This is a genomic window from Nitrosomonas sp. Is24 (assembly GCF_033063335.1).
Taxonomy (GTDB): domain Bacteria; phylum Pseudomonadota; class Gammaproteobacteria; order Burkholderiales; family Nitrosomonadaceae; genus Nitrosomonas.
Window position 1 is genome coordinate 1692601 of the sequence record NZ_JAWJZG010000001.1, and the last position, 25660, is coordinate 1718260.

Annotated in this window: 23 protein-coding genes and 1 other RNA gene; 12 read left to right on the forward strand and 12 right to left on the reverse strand. The window is 49.8% G+C overall.

The window, feature by feature from the left end; all coding sequences use genetic code 11:
- Positions 1-48 precede the first annotated feature (48 nt).
- From smc to R2103_RS07720, 7 genes are all read left to right on the forward strand, one after another.
- Positions 49-3588 (forward strand): chromosome segregation protein SMC, encoded by a 3540-nt coding sequence (gene smc / locus R2103_RS07690; protein ID WP_317530885.1) that lies wholly within the window; start codon positions 49-51, stop codon positions 3586-3588.
- Between the two features lie 101 nt (positions 3589-3689).
- On the forward strand, positions 3690-4865 hold the full coding sequence (locus R2103_RS07695; RefSeq protein WP_317530886.1) for a cell division protein ZipA C-terminal FtsZ-binding domain-containing protein: 1176 nt from the start codon (positions 3690-3692) through the stop codon (positions 4863-4865).
- Between the two features lie 234 nt (positions 4866-5099).
- Positions 5100-5345 (forward strand): CDGSH iron-sulfur domain-containing protein, encoded by a 246-nt coding sequence (locus R2103_RS07700; RefSeq protein WP_317530887.1) that lies wholly within the window; start codon positions 5100-5102, stop codon positions 5343-5345.
- A 134-nt stretch (positions 5346-5479) separates the two neighbouring features.
- Positions 5480-5677 carry a hypothetical protein gene (locus R2103_RS07705; RefSeq protein WP_317530888.1) on the forward strand — a complete coding sequence of 66 codons (198 nt, stop codon included), beginning with the start codon at positions 5480-5482 and terminating at the stop codon, positions 5675-5677.
- Positions 5670-5969 carry a cell division protein ZapA gene (locus R2103_RS07710; protein WP_317530889.1) on the forward strand — a complete coding sequence of 100 codons (300 nt, stop codon included), beginning with the start codon at positions 5670-5672 and terminating at the stop codon, positions 5967-5969. Before R2103_RS07705 ends, R2103_RS07710 begins: the two co-directional genes overlap by 8 nt.
- A gap of 31 nt (positions 5970-6000) precedes the next feature.
- A non-coding RNA gene (gene ssrS / locus R2103_RS07715) (6S RNA) lies at positions 6001-6177 on the forward strand.
- Positions 6178-6235: 58 nt separating this feature from the next.
- A complete protein-coding gene (locus tag R2103_RS07720) occupies positions 6236-6895 on the forward strand; it encodes an HAD family phosphatase (RefSeq protein ID WP_317530890.1) in 660 nt (219 codons plus the stop codon).
- A 32-nt stretch (positions 6896-6927) separates the two neighbouring features.
- On the opposite strand, the gene R2103_RS07725 is transcribed toward R2103_RS07720, so the two are convergent.
- A complete protein-coding gene (locus R2103_RS07725; RefSeq protein ID WP_317530891.1) occupies positions 6928-7584 on the reverse strand; it encodes a TlpA family protein disulfide reductase in 657 nt (218 codons plus the stop codon).
- A 160-nt stretch (positions 7585-7744) separates the two neighbouring features.
- On the opposite strand from R2103_RS07725, the gene R2103_RS07730 reads away from it, so the two are divergent.
- The 3 genes from R2103_RS07730 (at position 7745) to R2103_RS07740 (ending at position 9347) form a co-directional block, all read left to right on the forward strand.
- On the forward strand, positions 7745-8200 hold the full coding sequence (locus tag R2103_RS07730; RefSeq protein ID WP_317530892.1) for an EVE domain-containing protein: 456 nt from the start codon (positions 7745-7747) through the stop codon (positions 8198-8200).
- Positions 8201-8232: 32 nt separating this feature from the next.
- Positions 8233-9030, forward strand: a complete 798-nt coding sequence (locus R2103_RS07735) for a sulfite exporter TauE/SafE family protein (RefSeq protein WP_317530893.1) — start codon at positions 8233-8235, stop codon at positions 9028-9030.
- Between the two features lie 161 nt (positions 9031-9191).
- A complete protein-coding gene (locus R2103_RS07740; protein ID WP_317530894.1) occupies positions 9192-9347 on the forward strand; it encodes a hypothetical protein in 156 nt (51 codons plus the stop codon).
- A 121-nt stretch (positions 9348-9468) separates the two neighbouring features.
- Here the strand turns inward: R2103_RS07740 and R2103_RS07745 are convergent, their stop codons facing one another.
- The 5 genes from R2103_RS07745 to R2103_RS07765 all read right to left on the reverse strand — a co-directional run bounded on the left by R2103_RS07745 (position 9469) and on the right by R2103_RS07765 (position 18179).
- Positions 9469-10770, reverse strand: coding sequence for an MFS transporter (locus tag R2103_RS07745; protein WP_317530895.1), 1302 nt, complete (start codon positions 10768-10770; stop codon positions 9469-9471).
- A gap of 6 nt (positions 10771-10776) precedes the next feature.
- A complete protein-coding gene (gene fumC / locus R2103_RS07750; RefSeq protein WP_317530896.1) occupies positions 10777-12162 on the reverse strand; it encodes a class II fumarate hydratase in 1386 nt (461 codons plus the stop codon).
- A 196-nt stretch (positions 12163-12358) separates the two neighbouring features.
- Complete coding sequence (locus tag R2103_RS07755) at positions 12359-13879, reverse strand: hypothetical protein (protein ID WP_317530897.1); 1521 nt, start codon at positions 13877-13879, stop codon at positions 12359-12361.
- 73 nt (positions 13880-13952) lie between these two features.
- Positions 13953-15143, reverse strand: coding sequence for a ribonucleotide-diphosphate reductase subunit beta (locus R2103_RS07760; RefSeq protein WP_317530898.1), 1191 nt, complete (start codon positions 15141-15143; stop codon positions 13953-13955).
- Positions 15144-15314: 171 nt separating this feature from the next.
- Positions 15315-18179: a ribonucleoside-diphosphate reductase subunit alpha gene (locus R2103_RS07765; protein ID WP_317530899.1), complete on the reverse strand. Its 2865-nt coding sequence runs from the start codon at positions 18177-18179 to the stop codon at positions 15315-15317.
- Between the two features lie 538 nt (positions 18180-18717).
- On the opposite strand from R2103_RS07765, the gene R2103_RS07770 reads away from it, so the two are divergent.
- Entirely contained in the window at positions 18718-19536 is an 819-nt protein-coding gene (locus R2103_RS07770; protein WP_317532072.1) for a DNA adenine methylase, read from the forward strand.
- A gap of 118 nt (positions 19537-19654) precedes the next feature.
- Here R2103_RS07770 and R2103_RS07775 read toward each other — a convergent pair whose 3' ends face one another.
- Positions 19655-21199: an esterase-like activity of phytase family protein gene (locus R2103_RS07775; RefSeq protein ID WP_317530900.1), complete on the reverse strand. Its 1545-nt coding sequence runs from the start codon at positions 21197-21199 to the stop codon at positions 19655-19657.
- 121 nt (positions 21200-21320) lie between these two features.
- Between R2103_RS07775 and R2103_RS07780 the strand changes: the two genes are divergently transcribed.
- Positions 21321-21581: a hypothetical protein gene (locus R2103_RS07780; protein ID WP_317530901.1), complete on the forward strand. Its 261-nt coding sequence runs from the start codon at positions 21321-21323 to the stop codon at positions 21579-21581.
- A 174-nt stretch (positions 21582-21755) separates the two neighbouring features.
- Here the strand turns inward: R2103_RS07780 and R2103_RS07785 are convergent, their stop codons facing one another.
- Genes R2103_RS07785 through R2103_RS07805 form a run of 5 tightly spaced genes read right to left on the reverse strand, consistent with a single transcriptional unit; the run spans position 21756 to position 25584 of the window.
- On the reverse strand, positions 21756-22196 hold the full coding sequence (locus R2103_RS07785; protein WP_317530902.1) for a YaiI/YqxD family protein: 441 nt from the start codon (positions 22194-22196) through the stop codon (positions 21756-21758).
- 32 nt (positions 22197-22228) lie between these two features.
- A complete protein-coding gene (pgsA, locus tag R2103_RS07790) occupies positions 22229-22813 on the reverse strand; it encodes a CDP-diacylglycerol--glycerol-3-phosphate 3-phosphatidyltransferase (protein WP_108698284.1) in 585 nt (194 codons plus the stop codon).
- 57 nt (positions 22814-22870) lie between these two features.
- Complete coding sequence (gene uvrC, locus R2103_RS07795; RefSeq protein ID WP_317530903.1) at positions 22871-24688, reverse strand: excinuclease ABC subunit UvrC; 1818 nt, start codon at positions 24686-24688, stop codon at positions 22871-22873.
- A 5-nt stretch (positions 24689-24693) separates the two neighbouring features.
- The gene (locus tag R2103_RS07800; RefSeq protein WP_090315907.1) at positions 24694-24882 is read right to left on the reverse strand and encodes a tautomerase family protein; all 189 of its coding nucleotides are present in this window, start codon (positions 24880-24882) and stop codon (positions 24694-24696) included.
- Positions 24883-24909: 27 nt separating this feature from the next.
- Positions 24910-25584, reverse strand: a complete 675-nt coding sequence (locus R2103_RS07805) for a uracil-DNA glycosylase (RefSeq protein ID WP_317530904.1) — start codon at positions 25582-25584, stop codon at positions 24910-24912.
- Positions 25585-25660 lie beyond the last annotated feature (76 nt).

Below are 25660 nucleotides of genomic sequence, written 5' to 3' on the forward strand. Positions count from 1 at the left end.
TGTCATGCGCTTTATTTATTATAACTGCCTTACCCAATAAACAAAAAATTGCGCCTAGCTCATATCAAGCTCGCCGGCTTCAAATCATTCATCGATCCCACTGTAGTTCCCGTTTCGCAAGATCTGGTTGGTATCGTCGGCCCTAATGGTTGCGGTAAGTCGAACATCATCGACGCCGTAAGATGGGTGCTGGGAGAATCGAAAGCGTCCGCTTTGCGGGGCGATTCGATGCAGGATGTCATTTTTTCTGGGTCGGATAACCGCAAAGCGGTTGGCCGCGCCAGTGTGGAAATCGTCTTTGACAACCACCTCAATAAAATTACCGGACAATGGTCCAGCTACGCCGAGATCGCCATCAAACGTGTCATTCAACGCGATGGCAATTCAAGTTATTACATCAATAATCTGCCCGTGCGGCGCCGGGATATTGCCGATCTCTTTCTGGGAACGGGTGTCGGAGGCCGGGGTTATGCCATTATCGAACAGGGCATGATTTCCCGCATTATTGAAGCCAAGCCACAGGAATTAAGAAACTTCCTCGAAGAGGCCGCAGGAATTTCCCAGTATCGTGAAAGAAGGCACGAAACGTCCACCCGGCTTGCTGAATCGAGAAAAAATCTTACCCGCTTGGAAGATATTTGCCAGGAATTAGGTGCACAGCTGCAGCATCTGGAAGTACAAGCAAAAATCGCGCAACAATACAAACAATTGCAGGAAAATCTGCACCACTCACAATCCCTGCTATGGCTGTTGCGTAGAACCGAGGCGCAAAAACAGCAGCAGCGTGCGGAACAAGACATTCAGAAGCTGGCAGCCGAATTGGAAACTGTACTTGCAAGTCAGCAGCAAGCGGAAAAAGACTATGAAACAGCACGCGCCCAAGAACATGCTGTTAACGACCAATTGCTCCAGGCACAGGGGCAATTGTATACGGCTGATGCCGAAATTGGACGTTTGACGCAAGAAATCAATCATCTAAACAGCACGCATGATCGCCTGCTGCAACAAACGCAACAAGTTGAAAATCAACTGCAAAAAAATAATCAGTTGAAATCTAGCAAACTGGAAAATCTGGCGCATTGGCAGCAGGAAAAAATAAAAATTGAATCAGCGCAACAAGATAGCATTCAAAAATGTCATGAAGAAAACGGCAAACTCCCGGCCATTGAGGCAAATTTTCATGCCTGTCAGGAAAAATTAAACCAGCTCCGGCAGGATTTACTGCTCGTCGAACAAACCAGCCGCCTGGAAGACAATCAACTCGTTCATGCGGCAAAAAATATTCAGCAGCTTGAAGCGCGCCATACCCGCCTATTGCAAGAGCAAAGCGAATTTGTGCTCATTGATCCTAACCAATTGACGCAATTGCAGCATCAGATCGATGACACTGAAAATAGACTAAAAGAAGAACAACTGAAGCATCAGAAAATCGAAACACAATTTTCGGCAATAACCCAATCTAAACAGCATATTGTCAGAACAATTCAAGAACTGCAGCAGACATTGTCGCAAGCATCGGCCCGTTATACGGCATTGCAAAATCTGCAGCAGAAACTGGAAAACAACCAAAGCTTAATCGCTTGGCTTCATCAACGGCAGCTGGATACGCTGCCGCGTTTATGGCAGAAAATCAGCATAGCGCCGGAGTGGGAAAACGCATTGGAAGCGATTCTGCGCGAACGGCTTAACAGTATTGAGATTGAGCAGCTGGATAGTATCCTCGATTGGATCGACGGCGTGCCGCAGGGGAAATGGTCGCTGCATGAAAAATCCGCCATCGCCGGTGATTTATCGTCCAATGACACTCACAACCACACAGGTCAAAAATTACTCTCCTGCATCACGGTCAATCAGCCTGAAATCCAATCTGTACTGGACCATTGGTTAAAAAATGTATATATCGCCGGCGATATTCAAGAAGGTCTCAGCAACAGGAATTCTCTGAGCTCCGGCGATCTGCTCGTTACCCGCCAGGGGCACATCCTGACCCGCACCAGTATCACTTTTTATGCACCCGATTCGCAATTGCATGGGGTTTTATCAAGACAGCAAGAGCTCATTCAAATACAAAAAGAAATCGATCAGCTCGAACCCGCCCTGCGCATGCAACGCGATCTGCTGGCCAAAACCGAGCAGCAGTCCGCCGAACTGAACAATGCCATTCAAACGATTGATAAAAACAGTAAGCAATTGCAGCAGCAGCGGCATGCATTACAGCTGGATGCGGTCAAATTGTCACAAGCCAGCGAACGCGCAACGCACCGTCATAACCAGATCAATGCTGAGTTGATGGAAATCGGGCAAGCCTTGGAACACGAGTACGCGCTGCAAAAATCCGCAACCATCAATTTGCAGGAAAATCAGCAAAAAATTGCCGCGCTCAAGGAGCAAACGCAACAAGCACAGCTCGCCTGGGAAACGGCCAATCAGCAACTTGCATGGCAGCGGCAAAACATCCAGCAATCGACCCGCGCGATGCAAGAAGCAGCGTTTCAGGCGCAAACTTGCCAGAACAAAATCATGGAAATCGAGTCGAGCATCCAGTTGCTGGATGAAGAACTGCAACATTTAACGCAAAACCAAGCTAACTTGCTCAGCGAAATGGATGCGCTGAATGTTGCTCCACTCACCGGCCGCTTAGACGCCGCCCGCACACAGCGCAAATCGATTGAACAAACCGCATTGCAAGCACGGCAAGCCGTTGAGGATACCATCAACCATTTACGGCGCATCGAAGAAGCCCGGATGGCATCGGAGCAAAAATCGCATGCGCTGCGCGAAGCCATGAATCAAGCCCGGCTCAAGGAACAAGCGGCGAGTATCGCCATGGGCCAATTTGATGAATTGATCCAAGACGCTCATGTTGATACCGGATTGTTATTACCTTTAATTGCCAAAAAAAGTGTTACCGGGCTGCATTCTGAGATCGAAAAACTAAATGCGGAAATTGCTGCGCTGGGAGCCGTGAATCTTGCCGCATTGGAGGAGCTCGAGAATGGCCGGAGCAGAGAATCCAGTTTGCTGATGCAATTACAGGATTTGAATGCAGCCATTGCAACTTTGGAAAGCGCTATCCAGCAAATTGACCGCGAAACCGAATTACGTTTGCAAGACACATTCACTCAAGTAAATACCTATTTAAGCGAGATTTTTCCGGTTATATTCGCCGGTGGGCAAGCCCGGCTCGAATTCTGTGATGATAAAAATTTAGATGCCGGCTTATTGCTGACCGCGCAACCACCGGGGAAAAAAAATAGCTCGATCCAATTATTATCCGGCGGAGAAAAAGCATTGACGGCTTTGGCATTGATTTTCTCCCTATTCCGGCTCAATCCGGCGCCTTTCTGCTTGTTGGATGAGGTGGATGCTCCGCTGGACGACAGCAACACCAGCCGTTTCTGCGAACTGGTGAAAACCATGGCAAAACAAACGCAATTTCTATTCATTAGCCATAATAAAATCACGATGGAAATGGCGCAGCGATTAATTGGAGTTACAATGCAAGAACAAGGGGTATCAAGGATAGTAGCTGTCGACCTTGCTGCGGCGGTACAAATGGGCAAACGCGAAAAACAGCCTGCTATCTAATGACTGTGATTAATCCCATAAAGCTGACATAATTTAATTTTAATACTACACGTAACGGCAATTGTGCGAAATAGCAGGGAAATAATATGGAGATATTGAGTATGAGTGACTTGCAGATAAGCTTGATCATCATCGGCATCATCGTTATTGCCGGTGTCGTTGTCTTCAACTGGTGGCAACAACTGCGTTACCGGCGGAAAATTCAAGCTGCGTTCGATCATAACCACGATGACATTCTGCTCGATGAACAGAATTCCGATGAGCCGTTTCAGCGTATTGAGCCAAAATTCAATAAAGTCCCGGCGGATATTCCGTTTGATACTTTTGCGCCAATCGATGCGCCCGCGAGTGAACCGAAAAGACCGCAGGTAGCACCGCCTGCTCCAGCTGCAATCAATATCCCTATCAGCACTGCCACAGCCACACCTTCGTCGGCCGCTTCGCCGCTATTGGATTACGACGGCAATTCAAATTACATCGTCAATATCCGCTCCGAGTCCGTTATCCCCAATACCCATATCGCGAAGTTACTGCAACGGAAATTCGATTTCGGCAAAACGGTATACTGGCTCGGCCAACAAGATAAAAATGAACCATGGGAGGAGATTACCAATGAATCCAATGTCGATAGCGACGGTTACAGCCATTTAAAAGGCTGCTTGCAGCTTGCCGATAGAGCGGGGCCGATCAGCGAAGTCAATTTATCCAAATTCCGCGATCTGGTGCAAGATTTCGCAGCGCAAGTTCATGCCACAGCAGAATGCCCGGATATCGTCAGTGCACACGAAAAAGCTGTTCAACTGGACAAATTCTGCGCCGATGTGGATGTCATGATCGGCATTAACATCATCAGCAAGGACAACGGCGCGTTTGTCGGCACCAAGATTCGCGCGTTGGCCGAAGCTTCCGGATTTAAACTGGAATCGGAGGGATTATTCAAGTATCGCGATGAGAGTAATAACGTATTGTTCATATTGAGCAATTATGAATCTCCTCCGTTCTTGCCAGAAAACATGAAATCGTTAACAACGCATGGCGTTACTTTCTTATTGGATGTACCCAGAGTCGCGCAAGGAGAAAGAGTATTCGATCAGATGACGCATCTAGCGAAGATTTTCTCTAATACACTGGGCGGAATCATGGTTGACGATAACCGTGTCCCGCTGAGTGACAGTGGGATTCAAAGAAGCAAGCAACAGCTCATCGAAATACAAACCGCAATGAAAAAGAATCATATCAACGCTGGCAGTCCGAGCGCTTTGCGGTTATTTGTATAAATATTTTTAATAAAAAATTAAAGTTAAATCTGTGAGCATCCGTAATCGCTAGGACAACTGTCAATTGTTTCAATAAATAGCATTAACAATAGATAGTTAGCCGATATAGTTCAGCGATAATTGTAGAATGATAGCTATAATAATGATAAATATTATAATTTAGTGATAAGACCTACTGAATACCTAGAATCACTACCAGACAATTATTAAATAACTTATTGATAAAAAGATAAAATGGATAATACCTCGAACACAAACCAACCTTTTTCACCAATCGAAGTCAAACTGGAATCCGGAAAAGATTATTATTGGTGTACGTGCGGCCGCAGCAAATCCCAGCCTTTTTGCGACGGTTCGCATAAAAATACAGAATTTACACCCCAAAAATTTAGTGTGAGCGAAGATAAAACTGCATGGTTATGTACCTGCAAAAAAACCGGTAATGCTCCTTTTTGTGATGGCACACATCGCAAACTATAAGTACCGGTAAATAAAGTCTCTATAAAAAAACAACAACAAAAATAATAATATTTCAGTGAATACCCGGGCACAGCATAAGAATTGTAGATTTGGTTACCCATTAACCCTTTTAATAGTTCATAAATTAGTGCCCCATGGAAACAGAACTGAAATCCTTAGAAAATAAAGTTTTTCTACTTTTACGCTTGTATCAAGATACCAGCACTGAAAATAAAAAACTGCGCGAAGAACTTGCGGACTCACATGCGCATTGCGAGAAATTAAATGAGAAAATACATGTCACGGCGGATCGGCTTGAAACACTTTTGTTAAACATACCCGATAATGAATAATGAACCGCTAAACCTCAACATCATGGGACGGGATTTTTGTATTGCCTGCCCCGATGAAGAGCGTGAGGAAATTCTGCTTGCCGCAGCTTATCTTGATAAAAAAATTCAAGAAATCAGAGCAGAAGGAAAGATTGTTGACTCTGATCGCATCGCACTTATCGCAGCGTTGCAGATTGCGCATGAACTGCTGATGTTGCGTAATGGAACTGGTTTTGACATCGATGAATTTCGGCGTAGAATTGTTTCATTAAGAAAGAAAGTAGATGAAGTTCTGACCGATAAAGAAAGTTAGCATAGTGAAGAGTTACAGTTGTAAATAAGGTTAATCCCTGCGGTGTTCGTTTAGACTTATATTCTTTGAACCATTTTTAGAAAATGGTTGTGGATTACAGTGATACTGTTGTGCGCGTCCTTTCGGGATGTTCCTGATGTATCCATGAAGCAACCACCTTGGACCCTATGGTTCAAGATGACGGTCTGACGGCATATGTGGGGAGCTATTGCAGGACAAGAGATATTTCAAACATCTCTTGTCCTTTTTAGTTTTTTCTTCCCGCGATGACTACACACGCAATTCCATTGATGCAGCAAAGCAGCAGAAATCCTCCCTTCCGCACGAAAACATTCTTATTCGATATCGGCCGCGTATTGCTGGATTTTGATTTTGAATCGTCGCTGGCGCGGCTGATTCCATCAGGAACCGATGACGCGCACGAACGGATTCACTCGGTGCTGCACCGCAAAGACGCATTGGAAAGCGGACAAATCGATCCTGCCGGTTTTGCAGATTGGGCGTTGAGCGTCTTGGGGAGTGATGCAACCCGGGAGCAGTTTTACCAGGCCTGGCAACAAATCTTCACTCCCAATGCATCCATGTGGCATTGTGTCCGTCAACTGGCCGCTGATAACCACAATTTGATTCTGATTTCAAATATCAATGCGATTCATTGTCCGTGGATATTTACCGCCTACCCTGAGTTCGCTCTCTTTGAACACAGAATATTGTCATTTGAAGCCGGTATTCTGAAACCGGAATTGGCCATTTATCACTATGCGATCAACACATACCGGCTGGATCCAGCCGAGACAATTTATATTGACGATCAGCCGCAAAATATCGCGGCCGGCCAGCAAATGGGATTCCTCTGCTGGCAATATGATCTGAATCATCATAAGGCATTCGAGGCTTGGCTTCAAAAAACGCTAGCTGCCGGTTAAACAAGAACATCGTGGCAAAACCTTTCATGAAACTAAATTTTCTCTGCCAGAAAATGCTCGACCATCGCCTGTTTATAGTCTATTTGCCCGAACGACACATCCTTTAATTCACCTTTACGGTCGAACAAAATGCACGATGGCGTTCCTTGCAACGCAAAGCGCTCGAAAGTTTCCGCGCGCATCGATTTCTGCGTCATATAATGGTTGACTTGCTGCAACACGGTTTTCTTCTGCTCATCGCTGAACTTGTCGAAATCGGGTAAAAAATTTTGTGCATAATGCAGCACGCGTTCATCGGTCACCGGTTCGGTTTCCGCCACAACCCGATCCATACCCACCGCAAACGGTATTTTCCACGTCAACTTACCGTCCGATAATAAACCGTATTGATTGAGCGCCTTATAGGTTTCACCGATCACTTCACCGGTCGCAATTAACTTTTGTAAATTCTCTAGCGTATTCTTATCGTAATCTTCAAATGCAGTGGCCAAGCCGATCACAGTCAAACCCTGCGCGTGATACCGCTCATGCAAATCAACCGCTCGGGGTAGCGAGTAAATAAAACAACCCGGGCAATTGACCTGAAAAACTTCGATTAAGACCACCGAACCGGTCAGTTCGTTAAGCAAAAGTGGACCGCCTTGTACCCAGGTATCCACCGCAATATCAGAAAGTGTGTGATTATTCATAGTGTAAGTCGTCAGAACGCAGAAAAGTTTTGGAATATACTACAGAAGCTGGCCGCTAGCGTGCAGAATTTTCATCAAAAATAAAACTGGCGGAAAGTCATCCATTATAATGAGCCGCTGATGACAAAGCTGTCTGTAAAAATCGCCCCTCATATAAAAAATGCGCTTCTGGTTAATGAAATCTGAACCGGATGAATTCAGTATCGATGATTTTGCCGCACGGCCGGATCAAACGATAGCCTGGGAAGGCGTGCGTAATTATCAGTCGCGCAATTTCATGCGCAACCAGATGGCGGTGGGCGATCAAGTGTTTTTCTATCACTCCTGCTGCAAAGACCCCGGTATCATGGGCATAGCGGTTGTCAGCAAACCGGCGTATCCGGATGCCACGCAATTTAATCCGGCCAGCAAGTATTTCGATCCTAAAGCAACGCAAGACAATCCGCGCTGGTTTAATGTCGACATCATGCTATTGCACAGAACGCGTCTGATCCCGATCAGGGAATTAAGGCAATATCCGCAACTAAGCAGAATGCGCGTGTTGCAAACGGGTAACCGTTTATCGATCACACCGGTCGATCCATCCGAGTGGCAATTTATCTTGCAGTATCTGTAGCACAATCCAATTATTTTTATCAGGCTTACATTATGGAATGGTGGTTGATTTATCTGTTAACCGGAGCATTTGTGGGATTCTTTGCCGGGCTACTCGGCATTGGCGGCGGCCTGATTATCGTTCCCGTGCTCATCTCACTGTTCACTGCGCAGGACTTTCCCGCCGACCGCATCATCCATTTTGCGCTGGGCACCACGATGGCCACCATCATTTTCACCTCCGCCGTTAGCTTACGCACACACCACCAGCATGGCGCCGTAAACTGGCCCATCGTAAAGCATATTACCCCGGGTATTTTTCTCGGTACTTTTGGCGGCGCGACCCTGGCCGGGTCAATGACAGGTCAACTGCTGAGCGTTATTTTTGTCGTTTTCATTTTTTACGCCGCCACGCAAATGCTGCTGCAATTCCGCCCCAGCCCCCTATTTCAACTCCCGGGGAGATTCGGCCTGTTTCTCGCCGGTAATGTCATCGGCGCCCTATCCAGCTTGGTTGCAATCGGCGGCGGATTGTTGTCCGTGCCATTCCTGACGCTATGCAACGTCAAACTGCAACACGCTATCGGCACCGCCGCTGCCATCGGTTTTCCTATTGCCTTGGCCGGCACGGCCGGTTATATCGTGAATGGTTTCTTACAATCGGAAACGCTGCCCGATTTCAGCTTAGGCTATGTTTATTTACCCGCATTAGCCTGGCTGGTGTCGGCCAGCATGCTGACAGCGCCGCTCGGAGCAAAACTCACGCATTCCACCAAAACCGCCACGCTCAGAACAATCTTTGTTATTTTGCTCTATGGCTTGGGTATCAGAATGTTAATTACTATCCTATAAATCCGGCTGGCAACAAGCCAATTTCAAACTCAAAACGATCCAGCGGGTATTTAAGTGCGCCAAATCGCAATTTATCAGTGACTATTCTTCGTAACGTGGTATAGTTTTGTTGTGACAAAAAAGTAAGAGTTGTATTTATTAACTTTAGGGAAAAGCTACAAATGAAATTTTCAGCACTTTTTGTTGTAACACTTTTAGCATTATCGTTAGTGGCATGTGGAAAACCTACAGCGCCAGAAAGCGCAAGTTCAGATAACTATGGCACCACTCATGAAGGTAAACCAGCGGAAGGCCGTAACGAACTTCCAGGTAAATAATAGTTAATTTTTAACTATTCATCCGTTTCACTGTTTATTGTTGTTGAGTAATACCCTGTAGGATCGACATTGCTCCTACAGGAGCCTTCAAAAAATCCCCCGAACTACCCCATAAATTCCTTTAGTACTCGATATTGGCCGCTTCACGCCCTCTTTGCTCATCGACGGTTGCGAGCATCGCAAGGCCGAGAACAAAAAACGCCAACGTGCTGAGTAACGCAATGCGGTGATCTCCGGCAAACAAATAAACCATTGCACCATACGTCAGCGGACCGATAATCGCGGACAGTTTGGTCGCAAGCCCCCATAAACCAAAGAATTCGCCTTGCCGCCCGGGCGGTGTAAATTGCCCAACCAGCGCCCTGCCCGCCGATTGCGCGCCGCCCAAAGCCGTACCGATCAAATTGGCGGCGACCCAGAATAGAAACTCATCAACTGCAAAATACGCACAGCCAATCGCCGCAATCCAAATCACCAGCGTAATCGCGATACAGCGCAGTGAGCCGATACGATCCTGCAAATGGCCAAACAGAAAGGCACCGATCGCCGCAGTCACATTCACCACCATAATCAGGATGATCGTATCCTGCGTCTTAAACCCCATAACTTCCTGCGCATAGATCGCTGCCAATACGATGACGATATAAATCCCGGCGTAATAAGTCGTCAACGACGCCAGAAAACGAAACAGATCGATGTGCAAACGCGCTTCGCGCAGTGTGGCGCGCAAACGGCTAAACCCTTGCCGCACGATATGGCTGCTGTCGAACGATTCCGTGACCGTGGCGCGCTCGCGCAGCCACAGCAGCGTCGGCAGCGCGGCCAGTGCAAACAACGCCGCCACGATCAGATTGGTCACCGGCACATACTGCACGGCTTCGATGCCCTGCTTTTCGGCGTACGTGACATAAGCCAGACACAACGCCAACGTCAACAAACCGCCAAAATATCCCAGCGCCCAGCCATAACCGGAAAGCCGCCCGATCGTCTCCGGTGTGCTGATTTCCGGCAAAAAAGCCGCGATCAGATTCTCGCCGCTGGCAAACATAAACGTCGCCAGAATAACCAGCACAACCGCCAGTGCAATATCGCCCGGCCCGGCGAAATACAACAGCGCGGTAAACACCACGCAACCGATGGTAGTCGCGGTCAGAAAGCGTTTTTTCGCGCCGGAATAATCGGCAATCGCACCCACTACCGGCGCGCTGATTAAAACCAGCGCATTCGCCACCGCCATCGCCAGTGTCCACAACAGCGTGGCATCGCCGCTACCCTGCCCGGCGGCAATCACGCCGACAAAGTAGGCATTGAAAATGGCGGTCAGGATGACCGTGGTAAAACCGGAATTGGCGAAATCGTACATGCACCACGCAAAACGTTCGCGCCGCGTGACCGGTTCGGAGGTATTGGAAGAAGAAGCCATCAGGCGCTATTTGCCGGTCATCTTTTCCGGCACCACCCAGGCATCGAACTGCTCTGCTGTGACGTAACCGGTCGCAATCGCGGCGGCTTTCAATGTCGTGCCTTCGCGGTGCGCTTTCTTCGCAATCTCGGCGGCTTTGTCGTAGCCGATATGGGGATTCAATGCAGTCACCAGCATCAGCGAATTGTGCATCAGCGCGTCGATACGCTCGCGATTGGCTTCGATGCCGGTGGCGCAATGGTCGTTGAAGCTGACCATCGCATCGGCCAGCAAGCGCACGCTTTGCAGGAAATTATGAATGATCAGCGGTTTCATCACGTTCAGCTCGAAATTCCCCAGCGCGCCGCCCATGTTGACTGCGACATCGTTGCCCATGACCTGGCAGCACACCATCGTCATCGCTTCCGATTGCGTCGGGTTGACCTTGCCCGGCATGATCGAGCTGCCCGGCTCGTTCTCGGGAATGCGCAATTCGCCGATGCCGCAGCGCGGCCCGGACGCCAGCCAGCGGATATCGTTGGCGATTTTCATCAGCGATGCAGCCAGCGTTTTCAGCGCACCGTGCGCGTGCACCAGCGCATCGTTACTCGCCAGCGCCTCGAATTTATTCGGCGCGGTAACGAACGGCAAGCTGGTCAGGCGCGACAACTCCGCCGCCACGCGCACCGCAAATTCCGGATGCGCATTCAACCCGGTGCCGACGGCTGTGCCGCCCAGCGCCAGTTCGCACACATGCGGCAACGCGGCTTGCACATGCTTCAGCCCGTGATCCAGTTGCGCCACATACCCGGAAAATTCCTGCCCCAGCGTCAACGGCGTGGCATCCTGCAAATGCGTGCGGCCGATTTTGACGATGGATTCGAACGCTTGCGCCTTGGCCGCCAAGGTTTCACGCAATAATTGAAGCGCCGGAATCAAGCGATGCTGCAATTCCTGCACGGCAGCGACGTGCATCGCGGTGGGAAACACATCGTTGGACGATTGCCCTTTGTTGACGTCGTCGTTGGGGTGCACTTTGCGATCCGCGCCGCGCCCGCCGCCGAGAATTTCCGAAGCGCGGTTCGCCAGCACCTCGTTGACATTCATGTTGGTTTGGGTGCCGGAACCGGTTTGCCACACCACCAGCGGAAACTGATCGTCGAAATGACCGGCGGTCACTTCGTCGGCCGCCTCGATGATCGCCGCCGCGCTGGCCGCATTGAGCAACCCCAAATCGTGATTGACCTTGGCGGCAGCGCGCTTGACCCTAGCCAGCGCATGAATCAGCGCCACCGGCATACGCTCGCCGGAAATCTTGAAATTCTGCAACGAGCGCTGCGTTTGCGCGCCCCATAATGCGGCGGCGGGCACCTCGACCACGCCCATGGTGTCGCGTTCTTCACGGGTTTGCATGGATAGTTACCTCACTAGGTACTGGTTTACAAGAAATTTATTGCACATATTATAACGCTGCCCGGTTGACTAAAATGCGATCCTGCCGCCGAGCACCGCATCATCTTCAACGGCAACAACACGTAGGTTGGGTTGAATGAAATGAAGCCCAACGATTGGCGACTTTGTTGTGTTGGGGTTCGTACTTCACCCCAACCTACGAGCTGAGATGCATAACGTCTGAGGTAACCGGCGCACCGTCATCTGGTGGTGCGTCCGTGTTGACCTGAATGTTAGGTTTGCCTTCTTCAGAATGTGACTGTACCTCCAACACACTAGTGTCCGAGACCTGAGGCGCGGGGAATGCGACGATATCTCCATTCGCTTCGAATATAGCGTCACGGCACTGCTTTGCATATCCACCGTCACCCGGATTCTCTTGCAAGTATTTTGCAGGTTCGAAAAGATCAGGTGTCCTTACTAATGCCGCTGCTACACGTTTGGCAGCTGAGAGACACTTTTCAGTGAAGAAATCACCACGCTCATTAGGGAGAGAAAGCCTAAATGCGTTGCCAAACAATGCGCCCTTCGCGTACTCGGCAATGTTATCGCGAGAGAAATCCTCCTGAAGGTTTCGCTCCAATTGACTGAACTTGTCGATATTAATTGCCTTATTATCTTTTCCCTCCGCCTCACCAAGACATCGCCCTTCGGGGCTTATAAACACACAGTCGAATTCTGACTCACCGTCGGCAAACGGCTGTGCATCAAAACCCAGAAGGCGAAGAGCTTCCAGAATTGCTGCCTCAAGAGGTTTTCCTTGTTCGAAAAGCAAGCGACGCAGGCTTCCGGCATGTAGAAGTTCTTCCTCAAGAATCTTTTTCTTCGCTTGTAGTGCAGCGATACTCGCTGAGCAATCTGATATTTCAGTTTCCAATCTACCTTCAGATGCCAAGCGAAACTTTGATTCTTCTGTCCAACTCGGCGGCGGCGTGGCTTGCCCAGTTTGTCTGAGATTCCCGGCTAACGCCCCAAGCGATGCAACTAGCCGCTTTCCAAATTGAAGTGCTTCGGTTGTCCAGTAGGACTTCTCAGATTTCTTATCATGGCGGACGAATGTTTTCTGATCGTAACGAATGGGCGGTAAGAAAAGGAGAGTGCCCATCGCGTTGCGCACAGTTGCTCCCAAGGTTCTATTGCCTGACCGAGACCGCAAAAGTATGTGCTTAAACTCTCCATCGATTTCAACTTCGTAGGGAGAGAAGCTGGAAAACTCGGTCCAATAAGGGGTAAGGTACTTAGCGTCCCGATCGATCTGAATTTCGGTTCCGCTCTTTGGCGTTACGTTCTTGAGATTTGGTATTGCTTCATACGAGGACACTTCAGTGACGATGTTTGTGGTCACGCGGCTACGCCCCGTTCCAGAGTGCTGCTTCTGACCTGTATACCGATAGCACTCTCTTGGTTTCGCAAGATAAACAATTACAAGTTTCCCGGCTTCGACGGCTGCGATAATCTCAGATCTCCAATGATCAAGTCTTTGCTTGACACTGAAAGATGAATGATCGCTGAGCAGGTTTTTCCCGTTATAGCTCTCGTAGCTAATTACATTCCCTAGAGTCGGTTCGAAAAGAATGATGTCGGCATCCAGCAAAGTGGTGTCCGAATCGAATTCAACGTACTCGAATTCATCACCCGGAAGATCAAAACCGACAGTGAATATGCGATTTTTGGCCATCAGAGTCGAAGAAACCTAACGTAATATACGACAAAAAATCCCATAAACCGGATTGCATCAGCTACCGCATCCCTCAATCCCAACTCAACGCCCCCCCCGTTTGATACTCGGTTACCCGTGTCTCAAAGAAATTCTTCTCTTTCTTCAAATCGATCATTTCCGACATCCACGGGAACGGATTGTTGGCGTTCGGGTACAGCGCGTCGAGGCCGATTTGCTGGCAGCGGCGGTTGGCGATGTAGCGCAGGTATTCCTTAAACATCGGTGCGTTCATGCCGAGCACGCCGCGCGGCATGGTGTCTTCGGCGTAACGGTATTCCAGCGCCACGGCTTTTTGCATCAGCGCGCCGATTTCATCGCGGAACGCTTTGGTCCACAACTGCGGGTTTTCCATTTTGATCTGGTTGATCACGTCGATACCGAAATTACAATGCATCGATTCGTCGCGCAGGATGTATTGGTATTGCTCGGCCGCGCCGGTCATTTTGTTTTGCCGCCCCAACGCCAGAATTTGCGTGAAACCGACGTAGAAAAACAGCCCTTCCATGATGCAGGCGAACACGATCAGGCTTTTGAGCAGTTGCTGATCGGTTTCCAATGTGCCGGTCTTGAAGTGCGGATTGGTCAGCGTGTCGATGAACGGAATCAGAAATTCGTCCTTGTCGCGAATCGACGGCACTTCGTGGTACGCGTTGAAAATCTCGCCTTCGTCCAGCCCCAGTGATTCGACGATGTACTGATACGCATGGGTGTGAATCGCTTCCTCGAACGCCTGGCGCAGCAGATACTGGCGGCATTCCGGGTTGGTGATATGGCGATAGGTGCCGAGCACGATGTTATTCGCCGCCAGCGAATCGGCGGTGACAAAGAAACCCAGATTGCGCTTGACCAGACGGCGTTCGTCCTCGGTCAGGCCGTTCGGATCTTTCCACAGCGCGATATCGCGGCTCATGCTGATTTCCTGCGGCATCCAGTGGTTGGCGCATGCACCGAGGTATTTATCCCACGCCCATTTATACTTGAACGGCACCAATTGATTGACGTCCGCTTTGCAGTTGATGATTGATTTGTCCTCGACTGAGATGCGGCGGTTGGCGCTGCCGGCCACGTAATCCACATCCACCTGATGGCTGGCAGTGCTGTGATCCCGGTCATCCCGCGCCGGTGTTGCCAGCGGCAATTCAAAATCGTGCAAGGCGGTGCGCGGCATGGCGCCGACTGGTGGTGTTTGCGGTTGTTGCGGTTCGTCTTCAAATGTCAGCATGGTGAACTCCTTCTTTTATATTGTTGAAGAAACACTGAGTAATTCGCCGAGCAAGATGAGTTGCAAGGCGGATGGAGCGCAGGAAACGAGACATATCGCAAGATAGGCAAGTTTCCGAGCACCACCCAACGCAGCAAATCGCTTGTGCAGGCAATTAATCGGTGTTTCGAATTATTGGCAAGACTCGCAGCTCTCGTCATCGATCGCGCAGTACTTGATTTCCACCGTGGACACTTCCACCGCAGCTTTCACAATACCGCCATCGGAAGGCACGGCATTCAGCGATCCGGCGCGCACCGTGGATTTTTCCGCCGCCGTCGCGCCCATCGAACGCAAGTAATACGTGGTTTTGAGACCACGCAGCCACGCCAGTTTGTAGGTTTCGTCCAGTTTCTTGCCGGAAACGCCGCCCATGTAAATATTCAGCGATTGCGATTGGTCGATCCATTTCTGCCGCCGCGCGCCCGCTTCGATCAGCCAGCGCGGATCCATCTCGAACGCGGTGGCGTACAGCGTGCGGATATTGTCCGGAATGCGGTCGATTTTGCTGATCGCGCCGTCAAAATATTTCAAATCCGAAATCATCACTTCGTCCCACAGATTCAGTTTTTTCAGATCGTTGACCAGCGATTTATTCGCAATGGTGAATTCGCCCGACAAGTTCGATTTGACGTACAGATTTTGGTAGGTTGGTTCGATGCTGGCGGAAACGCCGACGATATTGGAAATCGTCGCGGTCGGGGCAATCGCCAGGCAGTTGGAATTGCGCATACCGTACTGCTTGATGCGCGCACGCAACGCGTCCCAATCCAGCGTGGCGGATAAATCCGTTTCGACGAAGCCGCCGCGCTCCTGGCGCAGCACTTCCAGCGTGTCGTGCGGCAGAATGCCGCGATCCCACAGACTGCCTTTATAACTGCTGTAGCAGCCGCGCTCTTGCGCCAGTTCGGTCGATGCCCAATAAGCCTGATACGCTACCGCTTCCATCGAGCGGTCGGCGAATTCCACCGCTTCTTGCGAGCTGTACGGAATGCCCAGTTGATGCAGGCAATCCTGGAATCCCATGATGCCGAGTCCGACCGGGCGGTGTTTGAGGTTGGCGTTGCGCGCTTTGGCCACGGCATAGAAATTGATGTCGATGACGTTATCCAGCATGCGCATCGCCACCTGGATCGTGCGCTTCAGTTTGTCCAGATCGAGCGCGCCGTCTTTCAGATGCGCAACCAGATTGACCGAACCGAGATTGCACACGGCAATTTCCTTGTCGTTGGTGTTCAACGTGATTTCCGTGCACAAGTTGGAGCTGTGCACCACGCCGATATGATTCTGCGGCGAGCGCACGTTGCACGGATCTTTGAAGGTGATCCACGGATGCCCGGTTTCGAACAGCATACTCAGCATCTTGCGCCACAATTGCACGGCGGGAATCTTTTTGTACAGCTCCAGCTCGCCGCGTTCGATTTTGGCTTCGTAACCGAGATACGCTTGCTCGAATTGCTGGCCGAATTTTTCGTGCAAATCGGGCACATCCGACGGCGAGAACAAGGTCCAGTCACCGCCTTCCATCACGCGTTTCATGAACAGATCGGGAATCCACGTGGCGGTATTCATGTCGTGCGTACGACGGCGGTCGTCGCCGGTGTTTTTACGCAGTTCCAGAAACTCCTCGATATCCAGATGCCAGCATTCCAGGTACGCGCACACCGCGCCTTTGCGCTTGCCGCCCTGATTGACCGCCACGGCGGTATCGGACACCACTTTCAGGAACGGCACCACGCCTTGCGATTTGCCGTTGGTTCCTTTGATGCGCGCACCCATCGCTCGCACCGGCGTCCAATCGTTACCCAATCCGCCGGCGTATTTGGCCAGCAAGGCGTTTTCCTTGATCGCTTCGTAAATGCCGTCGAGATCGTCCGGTACCGTGGTCAGATAGCACGACGACAATTGCGAGCGGCAGGTGCCGGAGTTGAACAGCGTCGGCGTCGAACTCATGAAATCGAAACTCGACAACACGTGATAAAACTCGATGGCGCGCGCTTCGCGGTCGATCTCGTTCAACGCCAATCCCATCGCCACGCGCATGAAAAACGCTTGCGGCAGCTCGATGCGGCGTTCTTTGATATGCAGGAAATAGCGGTCGTACAACGTTTGCAGTCCGAGATAGTCGAATTGCAAATCGCGCTCGGCGTCCAGCGCGTCGGCCAGACGGCTCAAATCGAATTGCGCCAGGCGTTGATCGAGCAGCTCGGCTTCGATACCGCGTTTGATGAATACCGGGAAATAATCTTTATAGTGCGCCTGCATCGCCTGTTGCGTCACTTCCTCGCCCAGCACTTCGTGACGCACGTTGTTCAGTAACAAGCGCGCGGTGACATAACTGTACGCCGGGTCTTTTTCGATCAGCACGCGCGCCGACAGCACCAGCGATTTGTTGACTTCATCGAGCGACACGCCGTCGTACAAATCCTTGACGGTGGCTTTCAGAATCAGCGCGGGATCGACGGTATTGCCCAAACCGGCGCAGGACGATTCGATCAATGCGGATAGTTTGGCCACATCCAGCGGCACGCGTTGCCCGTTGTCGACCACATACAGCGTTTCCGCAGCCGTCTCGGCAGCCGATTTCTGTTTCAGCTTGGCCCGTTCGCGTGCGCGTTCCTCGCGGTACAACACATAAGCGCGCGCCACATCGTGCTGGCCCGAGCGCATCAACGCCAGCTCGACCTGATCCTGAATATCCTCGATATGAAACGTGCCACTGTCCGGCTGGCGGCGCAGCAAGGCATTGACGACTTCTTCGGTCAAGCTGGCCACGACTTCGCGCACCCGCACCGATGCCGCGCCCTGCCCGCCATCGACGGCAATAAACGCTTTGGTCAGCGCCACCGAAATCTTGCCCGGCTCAAACGCCACCACCGCACCGTTGCGGCGGATGATTTTATGCTGGGAAAAACGGGAATTTTGTACTGGTGTATCCATAAAACTTTGACTTCCGGAAACAGGTTTGAGGTGAGTTTGTTCTGTCGCGAGCTGCATCGGTGATTCCTCCTGACTGATGATTCATCAAAGAAAAATACAAATTTCTGTTGATTCAATGGAATAGCATTATTTGAACAGAACCACAATATCTAGTGGTTGATGGAGAATGCTATGGCACCAATGGTACAACACAAATTATTTTTTGTGCAGGAAAATTTTGCGGATTTTTTATCCGTGGCAGCAAAAAACCGCTAATTTTTTGCTTAAGATTAATTGCTATCAGGAAGTTAAGATTGCATTGACGCGTGATGTAAATTTGCAACGGTTGTTGAAAAATCAGGGACCCGCCGGATTGATGATTGATTCAGCAATCGCAATTTCCGGCTATTCAACAATGCGCTGTCACGAATACCAAAAAAGTTTTATTACAGAAATATTACAAATCACTGATTGCACATTATTTTTCACCGCGAATGTATAATAAAAATAATTTCAATTTTGCCTGTGAGCTTATGATGAACATCACATCAAATTCGCGATGGAGCGCTCTATGAAGTTGAATACCTCGCTGCGTTACCCCAAAGGAAGAAGCAACATGCTCAGCTTTTTTAAAATAATTTTTGCGCAAAACGATTTACTGGGTGGACATTATGTTGAGCCCTATGCCGGAAGCGCAGGGATCGCACTGAATTTACTCACTCAAGGTTACGTGTCTCATATTCATTTGAACGATGCAAATCCTGCGATATACGCTTTTTGGCACAGCGTCATCAATCAACCGGAAGCGCTTTGTAAAGCTATTCACGATATTAAAATAACAACAGAAGAATGGCAGCGGCAACAAGATATCTTGCGTTCCCCTGAAAATCATAGCGCGCTCGAAGTAGGCTTCTCAATCTTCTTTCTAAATCGGATTAACCGGTTAGGAATTCTATACGGCGATGTTACCGATGGAAAAAGCCAAGGCAAGCGCTGGAAGTTTGATGCCCGCTTTAATAAGCGAGATTTGATTCGCGGCATTGAATGGATTGCGCTGCATCGCTCATGCATTCATTTATATAACCAAGATGCTACCGGCTTAATTAAAACAGTATTACCGTCACTACCGGATAAAACACTCGTTTACTTTGATACTCCCTGTCATACCGAAGAGCGAAGTCTTCATAAAGATCACGATTCTCATCATAATCGAGTGAGTATGGCAAAACTGATCAAGGAAAATGTCATGCAACACTGGATAGTTTCATATCCGAATCACCCCGGAATTGTGGAGATGTACAAAGGTTATCCGGCTATTGTCTATGATATTCCCAGCAATGGACGAAATCGCCTTGAAGATTCTGAAATCATGATTTTCAGTAATCGATTGATCATTCCTGACTGGAAAAATCCATCCAATTTAAAAACCGCTTAAAACTCAACGCACGGTCTTTGCAACAATCCGAGGAAAAAAATCTCGTACCTTTGTCCAAGATAACAAATGGGGGCTTGAACCCCATTTGTTATAGTTAAAACCTAAATTATAGCGATGATTACTTTCTACGGCGCACCATAAATCCCAATAAACCCAGTCCCGCTAACAACATTGCATAGGTCTCCGGTTCTGGGATTGCTGCTACTGCTTGAGGAAGAAAAACAGATCCGCCGAGATCTGCGTCCTTGAAACCAATGACGAAGAACTGATTATCCCCCGCAATGGCTGAAAAATCATTGTCATTGGCTAATATGAGCGTGTGGTAAGTTTCTGCGCCAACGATGACGTCATCGCCAAAAGCTGCGCCTTCCAGCTTGGCCGGGATATTTGCATCCGTAATGCCATTCGCATTGAGTAGCGCTCTAATATCGAGAAACAAACTCTTATCCGGGTGTCCCTGATTGGTCAATAAATTGGCTTCACCGCTCATTTCTCTGATGTCGGTAGCACCATTCAAATCAACCTTCCATAATTGTTTGATCGCTGCTTTTGAACCGTCACCCAGTCCCTTGCCATCCCGTTCAAGAACTAAGAATTCATGATTATTAAGGGCCAGTATTTCACTGCTATTGTAATTCTTAGTACCAATCCGGTTGTCGTAGGCAAATTCGTGCGTTGCGCCAGTAACAATATCAATCGAAACGATGCGGTTGGCTCGTCCGCCGTCACCACCATCCTGCAGCAATGGGCTTTGCATAAAACCGAATAGCGTTGTGCCATCCGGAGAAATAGCGAGCCCTTCCATACCTTTGTTGGCAACCCGGCCAGTGACGTTGCCACTGATCTCTGAAGCACCACTTGAACTTAGGTTAGCAGCAGCCAAATTGTCCGGCAAGGTGAACGATTTGATCCGCTCGCCGGTTTGACGGTCGAATTGATAAACGTAAGGACCATATTCATCGGAGATAAACACACTTTTACCATCGTTTGAGACGCGAATGCCTTCCGGATCGAGTCTTCCATTATTGGAATTGAGTGAGTTGCCCGCTCCAAAATTATCCGAACGGCCGCTGAAATAATTAATTGTTGCTGTGTTTAACGAAGGCGCAGCGCCAGCTGCATAAGTCAAAGGCGTGGTGCTTGAAAGCAGAGTGGTGCTGTTTAAAGTAGTTGTAACGGTGAGAGGAAGCGTGGTGCCCGCCGAATAACTTAAGCTAATTGTATGAAAACGAGAAATATAGGATGTCGTGTTATCCACGGCACTTCCTCCCGCATAGGCAAGCGCATTCGGCAATGCCAAGAATGTATTGTTGCCGGCATATGCAAAACCAGAACCCATTCCGCCAAGTAGGTTAGCAGAAACTCCACTTTCAAGCGTATCTGTTAAACCTGACAAATCACTTCCGGTGCCTGGGAGATTACCGATACCAAGCAATACGGGTGTTGCATGTGCAATCGGTACTACCAATGAGATTGCCAAAAGCATTGGCAGAATTATTTTTGATTTTTGTTTGAAAATTATCATATTCATTTCCTGCGAAGTTCGATGAAATTCAGTCATTTGATGAGTAATTTTGATACTGTAAAGCCGTGCAATTTTTACACGCCGGGATGACAGCAGCATGACAAGAATATGAGCCGGATCCGATCTTCTCAATGGCATAGGCAGTTATCAGTAATTCCGCATAGCGGTTTCTGAAAATTGTCATTCAGGCGTAACAGTCGACTGAATAAAATTCATTTTTTATAAAAACAAATGAAGTTGCTGACCAAGGAAATAAAAAATGTTAACCACCAAACAAGTATCAGAAATATTGGGTTGTTGCGCTATTACAGCCAAGCGAAAACTGGAAAACGCTGGCATCAAAGCGAAAATGCAAACATCGATAAATGGCAAGAGAAAGAAACATTTTTTTGACATAACCGAGCAGAAATTGCATGAATTAATTTTAAAGCAGAGAAAAAACGCAGGGAAAAGGGTCTTGCAGCAAGCCGTATCGCTACGTGCATTGGAATCTATGTTTAACAAGCAATTGCGAATGTAATCAATACCCAGCCTAATGGGAAGCAAATGATTACGGGATTCCAGAACGGCTTACAGCGTAATGATGATCTTTATACGATAGCGGCAGGCTTTCGCGATCTTTCCGGCCTGAAAAGGCAAGCAAGTCACGACCAGATGGGTGATGCCAGTCTTGACAGAATAAGACCCAGTCCGGTTATTGTGCCAATAACTTATCCAATTGATTGGCAAACATTTTGCGGTCATTTTGATTCAAGGCGGACTGGCCGCCGGTATCCACGCCGCTGTTGCGCAGGTTTTCCATGAAATCCCGCATGCTTAAACGCGCGCCGATGTTTTCCTTGGTGTACAGTTCGCCGCGCGGACTCAGGACCAGACCTTGTTTCCGGATCACTTCCGCCGCCAGAGGAATATCGCTGGTAATCACCAGATCGCCACTTTCGACTCGTTTGACGATTTCATTGTCGGCCACGTCAAACCCGGATTCGACTTGCTGCATGCGGATAAAGGGCGATGGCGGGATGTAGAGGGGATGATTGGCGATCAGGATCAACTGCCGTTTCGTTCGTTCGGCCGCTCGAAAGAGAATTTCTTTAATCACCACCGGACAGGCATCGGCATCAATCCAGATTTTCATTGCTGATCGTCCCAGTCATGTGTGTGAAACCATCAGGAACGTTTTTTTTCATCTTCCAGTACCTTCGGTACGGCGGCTTTCAGGTAATAAAACATCGACCACAGCGTTAACACCGCGGCAATGTAAATAAACCAAGTGCCGACTTGCTGCGGATCGAAATGCTCGCCGATTTTTTCATGGTACAGCAGCAGCGGAATGGCGATCATTTGTGACGTGGTTTTGATTTTGCCGAGGAAAGATACCGCGACGCTTTTCGATTGGCCGATTTGCGCCATCCATTCGCGCAATGCCGATACGGTAATCTCCCGTCCGATGATCACAAAGGCGATGGGCGCATCCAGCCGCTCCAGGTAAACCAGCACGATCAAAGCCGCGCAGACCATCAGTTTGTCGGCGACCGGATCGAGAAATGCGCCGAATGCCGAGGTTTGATTGAGGACGCGCGCCAGATAACCATCCAGCCAATCGGTAATCGCGGCACCGGCAAAAATCACGGTCGCCACTAAATTCTGCTGCACCGGCGACAGCCAGGTGTGCGGCAGATAGAAAATACCGACAAATAGCGGAATGGCCAGAATGCGCAGCCAGGTCAGAATATTGGGGAGGTTGAAAGGCATGATGATATGAAATGGATTGTTTAAAGGGAAGCCGTTGGATAACTATCCAGCGCGAAATTAATGTAATTCCTTATAGATTTTTTCCGCCAATTTCCGGCTGATTCCCTCAGTTTGTTGTAATTCTTCGATGCTCGCGGTCAACACGCCTTTCAATCCGCCAAACCGGCCCAACAATTGCTGCCTGCGCTTGGCGCCAACGCCTTCGATATTCTCCAGCGTGGAACTGGTGCGGGCTTTGGCGCGCCGGCCGCGGTGGCCTTGTATCGCAAAACGGTGCGCTTCGTCGCGGATTTGCTGAATCAGGTGGAGTGCCGCATGCTCGCTGGGCAATTGTAACGGCTTTTCGAACAACGGAGAAATCAATTGTTCCAGGCCGGGCTTGCGTTCTTCGCCTTTCGCCACGCCCAGCAAGTTGGCGTCGGATATACCGAGCTCCTGCAAGGCTTCCTGCGCTGCCGTGACTTGTCCTTTGCCGCCGTCGATCAAAATCAGATCGGGCAATTGCCCTTCGCCGCTGACCACTTTCTGATAGCGCCGCGACAAAGCTTCGCGCATCGCGGCATAATCGTCGCCGGGCGTGATGCCATCGATGTTGTAGCGGCGGTACTCATTATTGCGCATGGCAAAATTATCGTACACCACGCACGACGCCACGGTTGCTTCGCCGAGCGTATGGCTGATGTCGAAACATTCGATGCGCTGGATTCCCGGCATCTGCAATTCCTGCTGCAACGCTTGCAAGCGCTTTTCCTGACTGGCATGGCGGCTCATCATCTGTTTTAACGCCAGCTGCGCATTCTCGATGGCCATGTTGAGCCACACGCGCTTCTCGCCGATCGGATTCAGTTGGATGGTGATTTTGTGTCCGCATTGCTCGGTCAGCAATTGCTGCAATGCTTCGCGTTCGATTTTCTCGCCCAGAATAATCAGCGGCGGTGCGCTGCGGTTCAAGTAATGCTGCGCCAAGAATGCTTCGACCACATTCGCTGCGCTGTAATCGTCGGCGTTTTGCGGGAAAAAGCTTTTGTCGCCCAAATGCCGTCCGCCGCGAATCATCGCCAAGTTGACGCATGCTTTGCCGGAGCCATCCGGCGATAGCACGCAAGCGACCACATCGGCATCGAGCGCTTTGCCACTATCGACAAACTGTTTCTCGCGGATGCGGCGCAACGCCTGAATCTGATCGCGAAATAGCGCGGCCTGTTCAAATTCCAGCCGCTCGGAAGCTTGCAACATCTTGGTGTTGATCACTTCCATCACTTCGGTTTGCTTGCCTTGCAAAAACAATTCCGCATTGTTGACGTCCGCTTGGTATTCCTGCGGGCTGATCCGATGGATGCAGGGGCCGCTGCAACGCTTGATCTGATACAACAGACAGGGCCGGGTGCGATTGCTGAACACACTGTCTTCGCAAGTGCGCAAGCGGAATATTTTTTGCAGCAACTGGATGCTTTCGCGCACGATACCGGCGTTTGGATACGGCCCGAAGTACTGATGCGTCTTATCCAGCGCACCGCGGTAAAACCCCAGGCGGGGAAATTCGTGCCCGCTCAGGATCACGTACGGATACGATTTATCGTCGCGGAACAGAATGTTGTAGCGCGGTTTCAGGCTTTTGATCAGATTGTTTTCCAGCAGTAACGCTTCGGCTTCCGAACGCGTCACCGTGGTTTCGATCCCGCTCACTTGCGACACCATCAATTGCGTTCTGGGCGCCAGATTGCTTTTCTGAAAATACGAAGAAACCCGCTTTCTCAGGCTCACCGCCTTGCCGACGTAGATCACTTCGCCTTTGGCGTTGAGCATGCGGTAAACGCCCGGTTGCAGCGGCAAGTCCCGGCAAAACGCCTTGGCGTTAAAGACGGTGTCGGTCAAACCGCTTAATCCTCGCTGCCGAGCAGTTTTCCGGCAACCGCCCAGTTTTCATCGGGCAGTTCGTCAAAGCAAATGTATGTGTACGATTTCGGTTTCTTGGCGATGCGCTCCAGCGTATCGGTGAGTTCCTCGGCGATCTGCCGTTTTTGCTCGCGCGTTAAGGTTCCCGCCACGCGGATATTGACGTAAGGCATGTAAAATCCCTCCTTCCTAATAGGTTGTTATGGTTGTATATCAGCAACAATATTAGCAAACACCTGCTCGAACATTTCTGCCGTCAGGCGCTTGGTTTGCGTATTGTAGCGGCTGCAATGATAACTGTCATAAAGCCGTACGCCATTGCCCGGCGATAACTGATGCACCCGGCCGTGACCGAACGGATAATCCTTCGCCTTGAGCCGCAGTGCCAGCAGCACCGCCTGATGCGCCACTGTACCCAGCGCAAGCACGGCGGCACCGCCTTGTTGCACAAACTGATTCAGTTCAACCGACAGATATTGATTGCATTGCTTGATTTCTTGCGGAACCGGCTTATTTTCCGGCGGCAGGCATTTCACTGCATTGGTAATGCGGCAGCCGATCAGTTGCAAGCTGTCATCGGCCGATACCGATTCATGATGGGTGGCAAAACCGTATTTATGCAAGGTTTGGTACAGCAGAATCCCGGCATAATCGCCGGTAAATGGCCGCCCGGTGCGGTTCGCGCCGTGCATGCCGGGCGCCAGACCGACGATCAGCAGTTTGGGGTTCGCGTCACCGAACGCGCTGATGGGGCGCGCATGATAATCCGGGTGCTGCGTTCTGACCGTTTGCAAAAAACCGGCCAGGCGCGGGCATTGCGTGCAATCCAGGATATTTAAACTGACGCAGGCGGGCGTTAAAGAATCATTTGTCATGAAAAAAACCGGGAAAATGGGTTAGCCTAAGCGGCTCGATCAATTCGCAAATAGATGGCATTATCGCCTGCGCGCG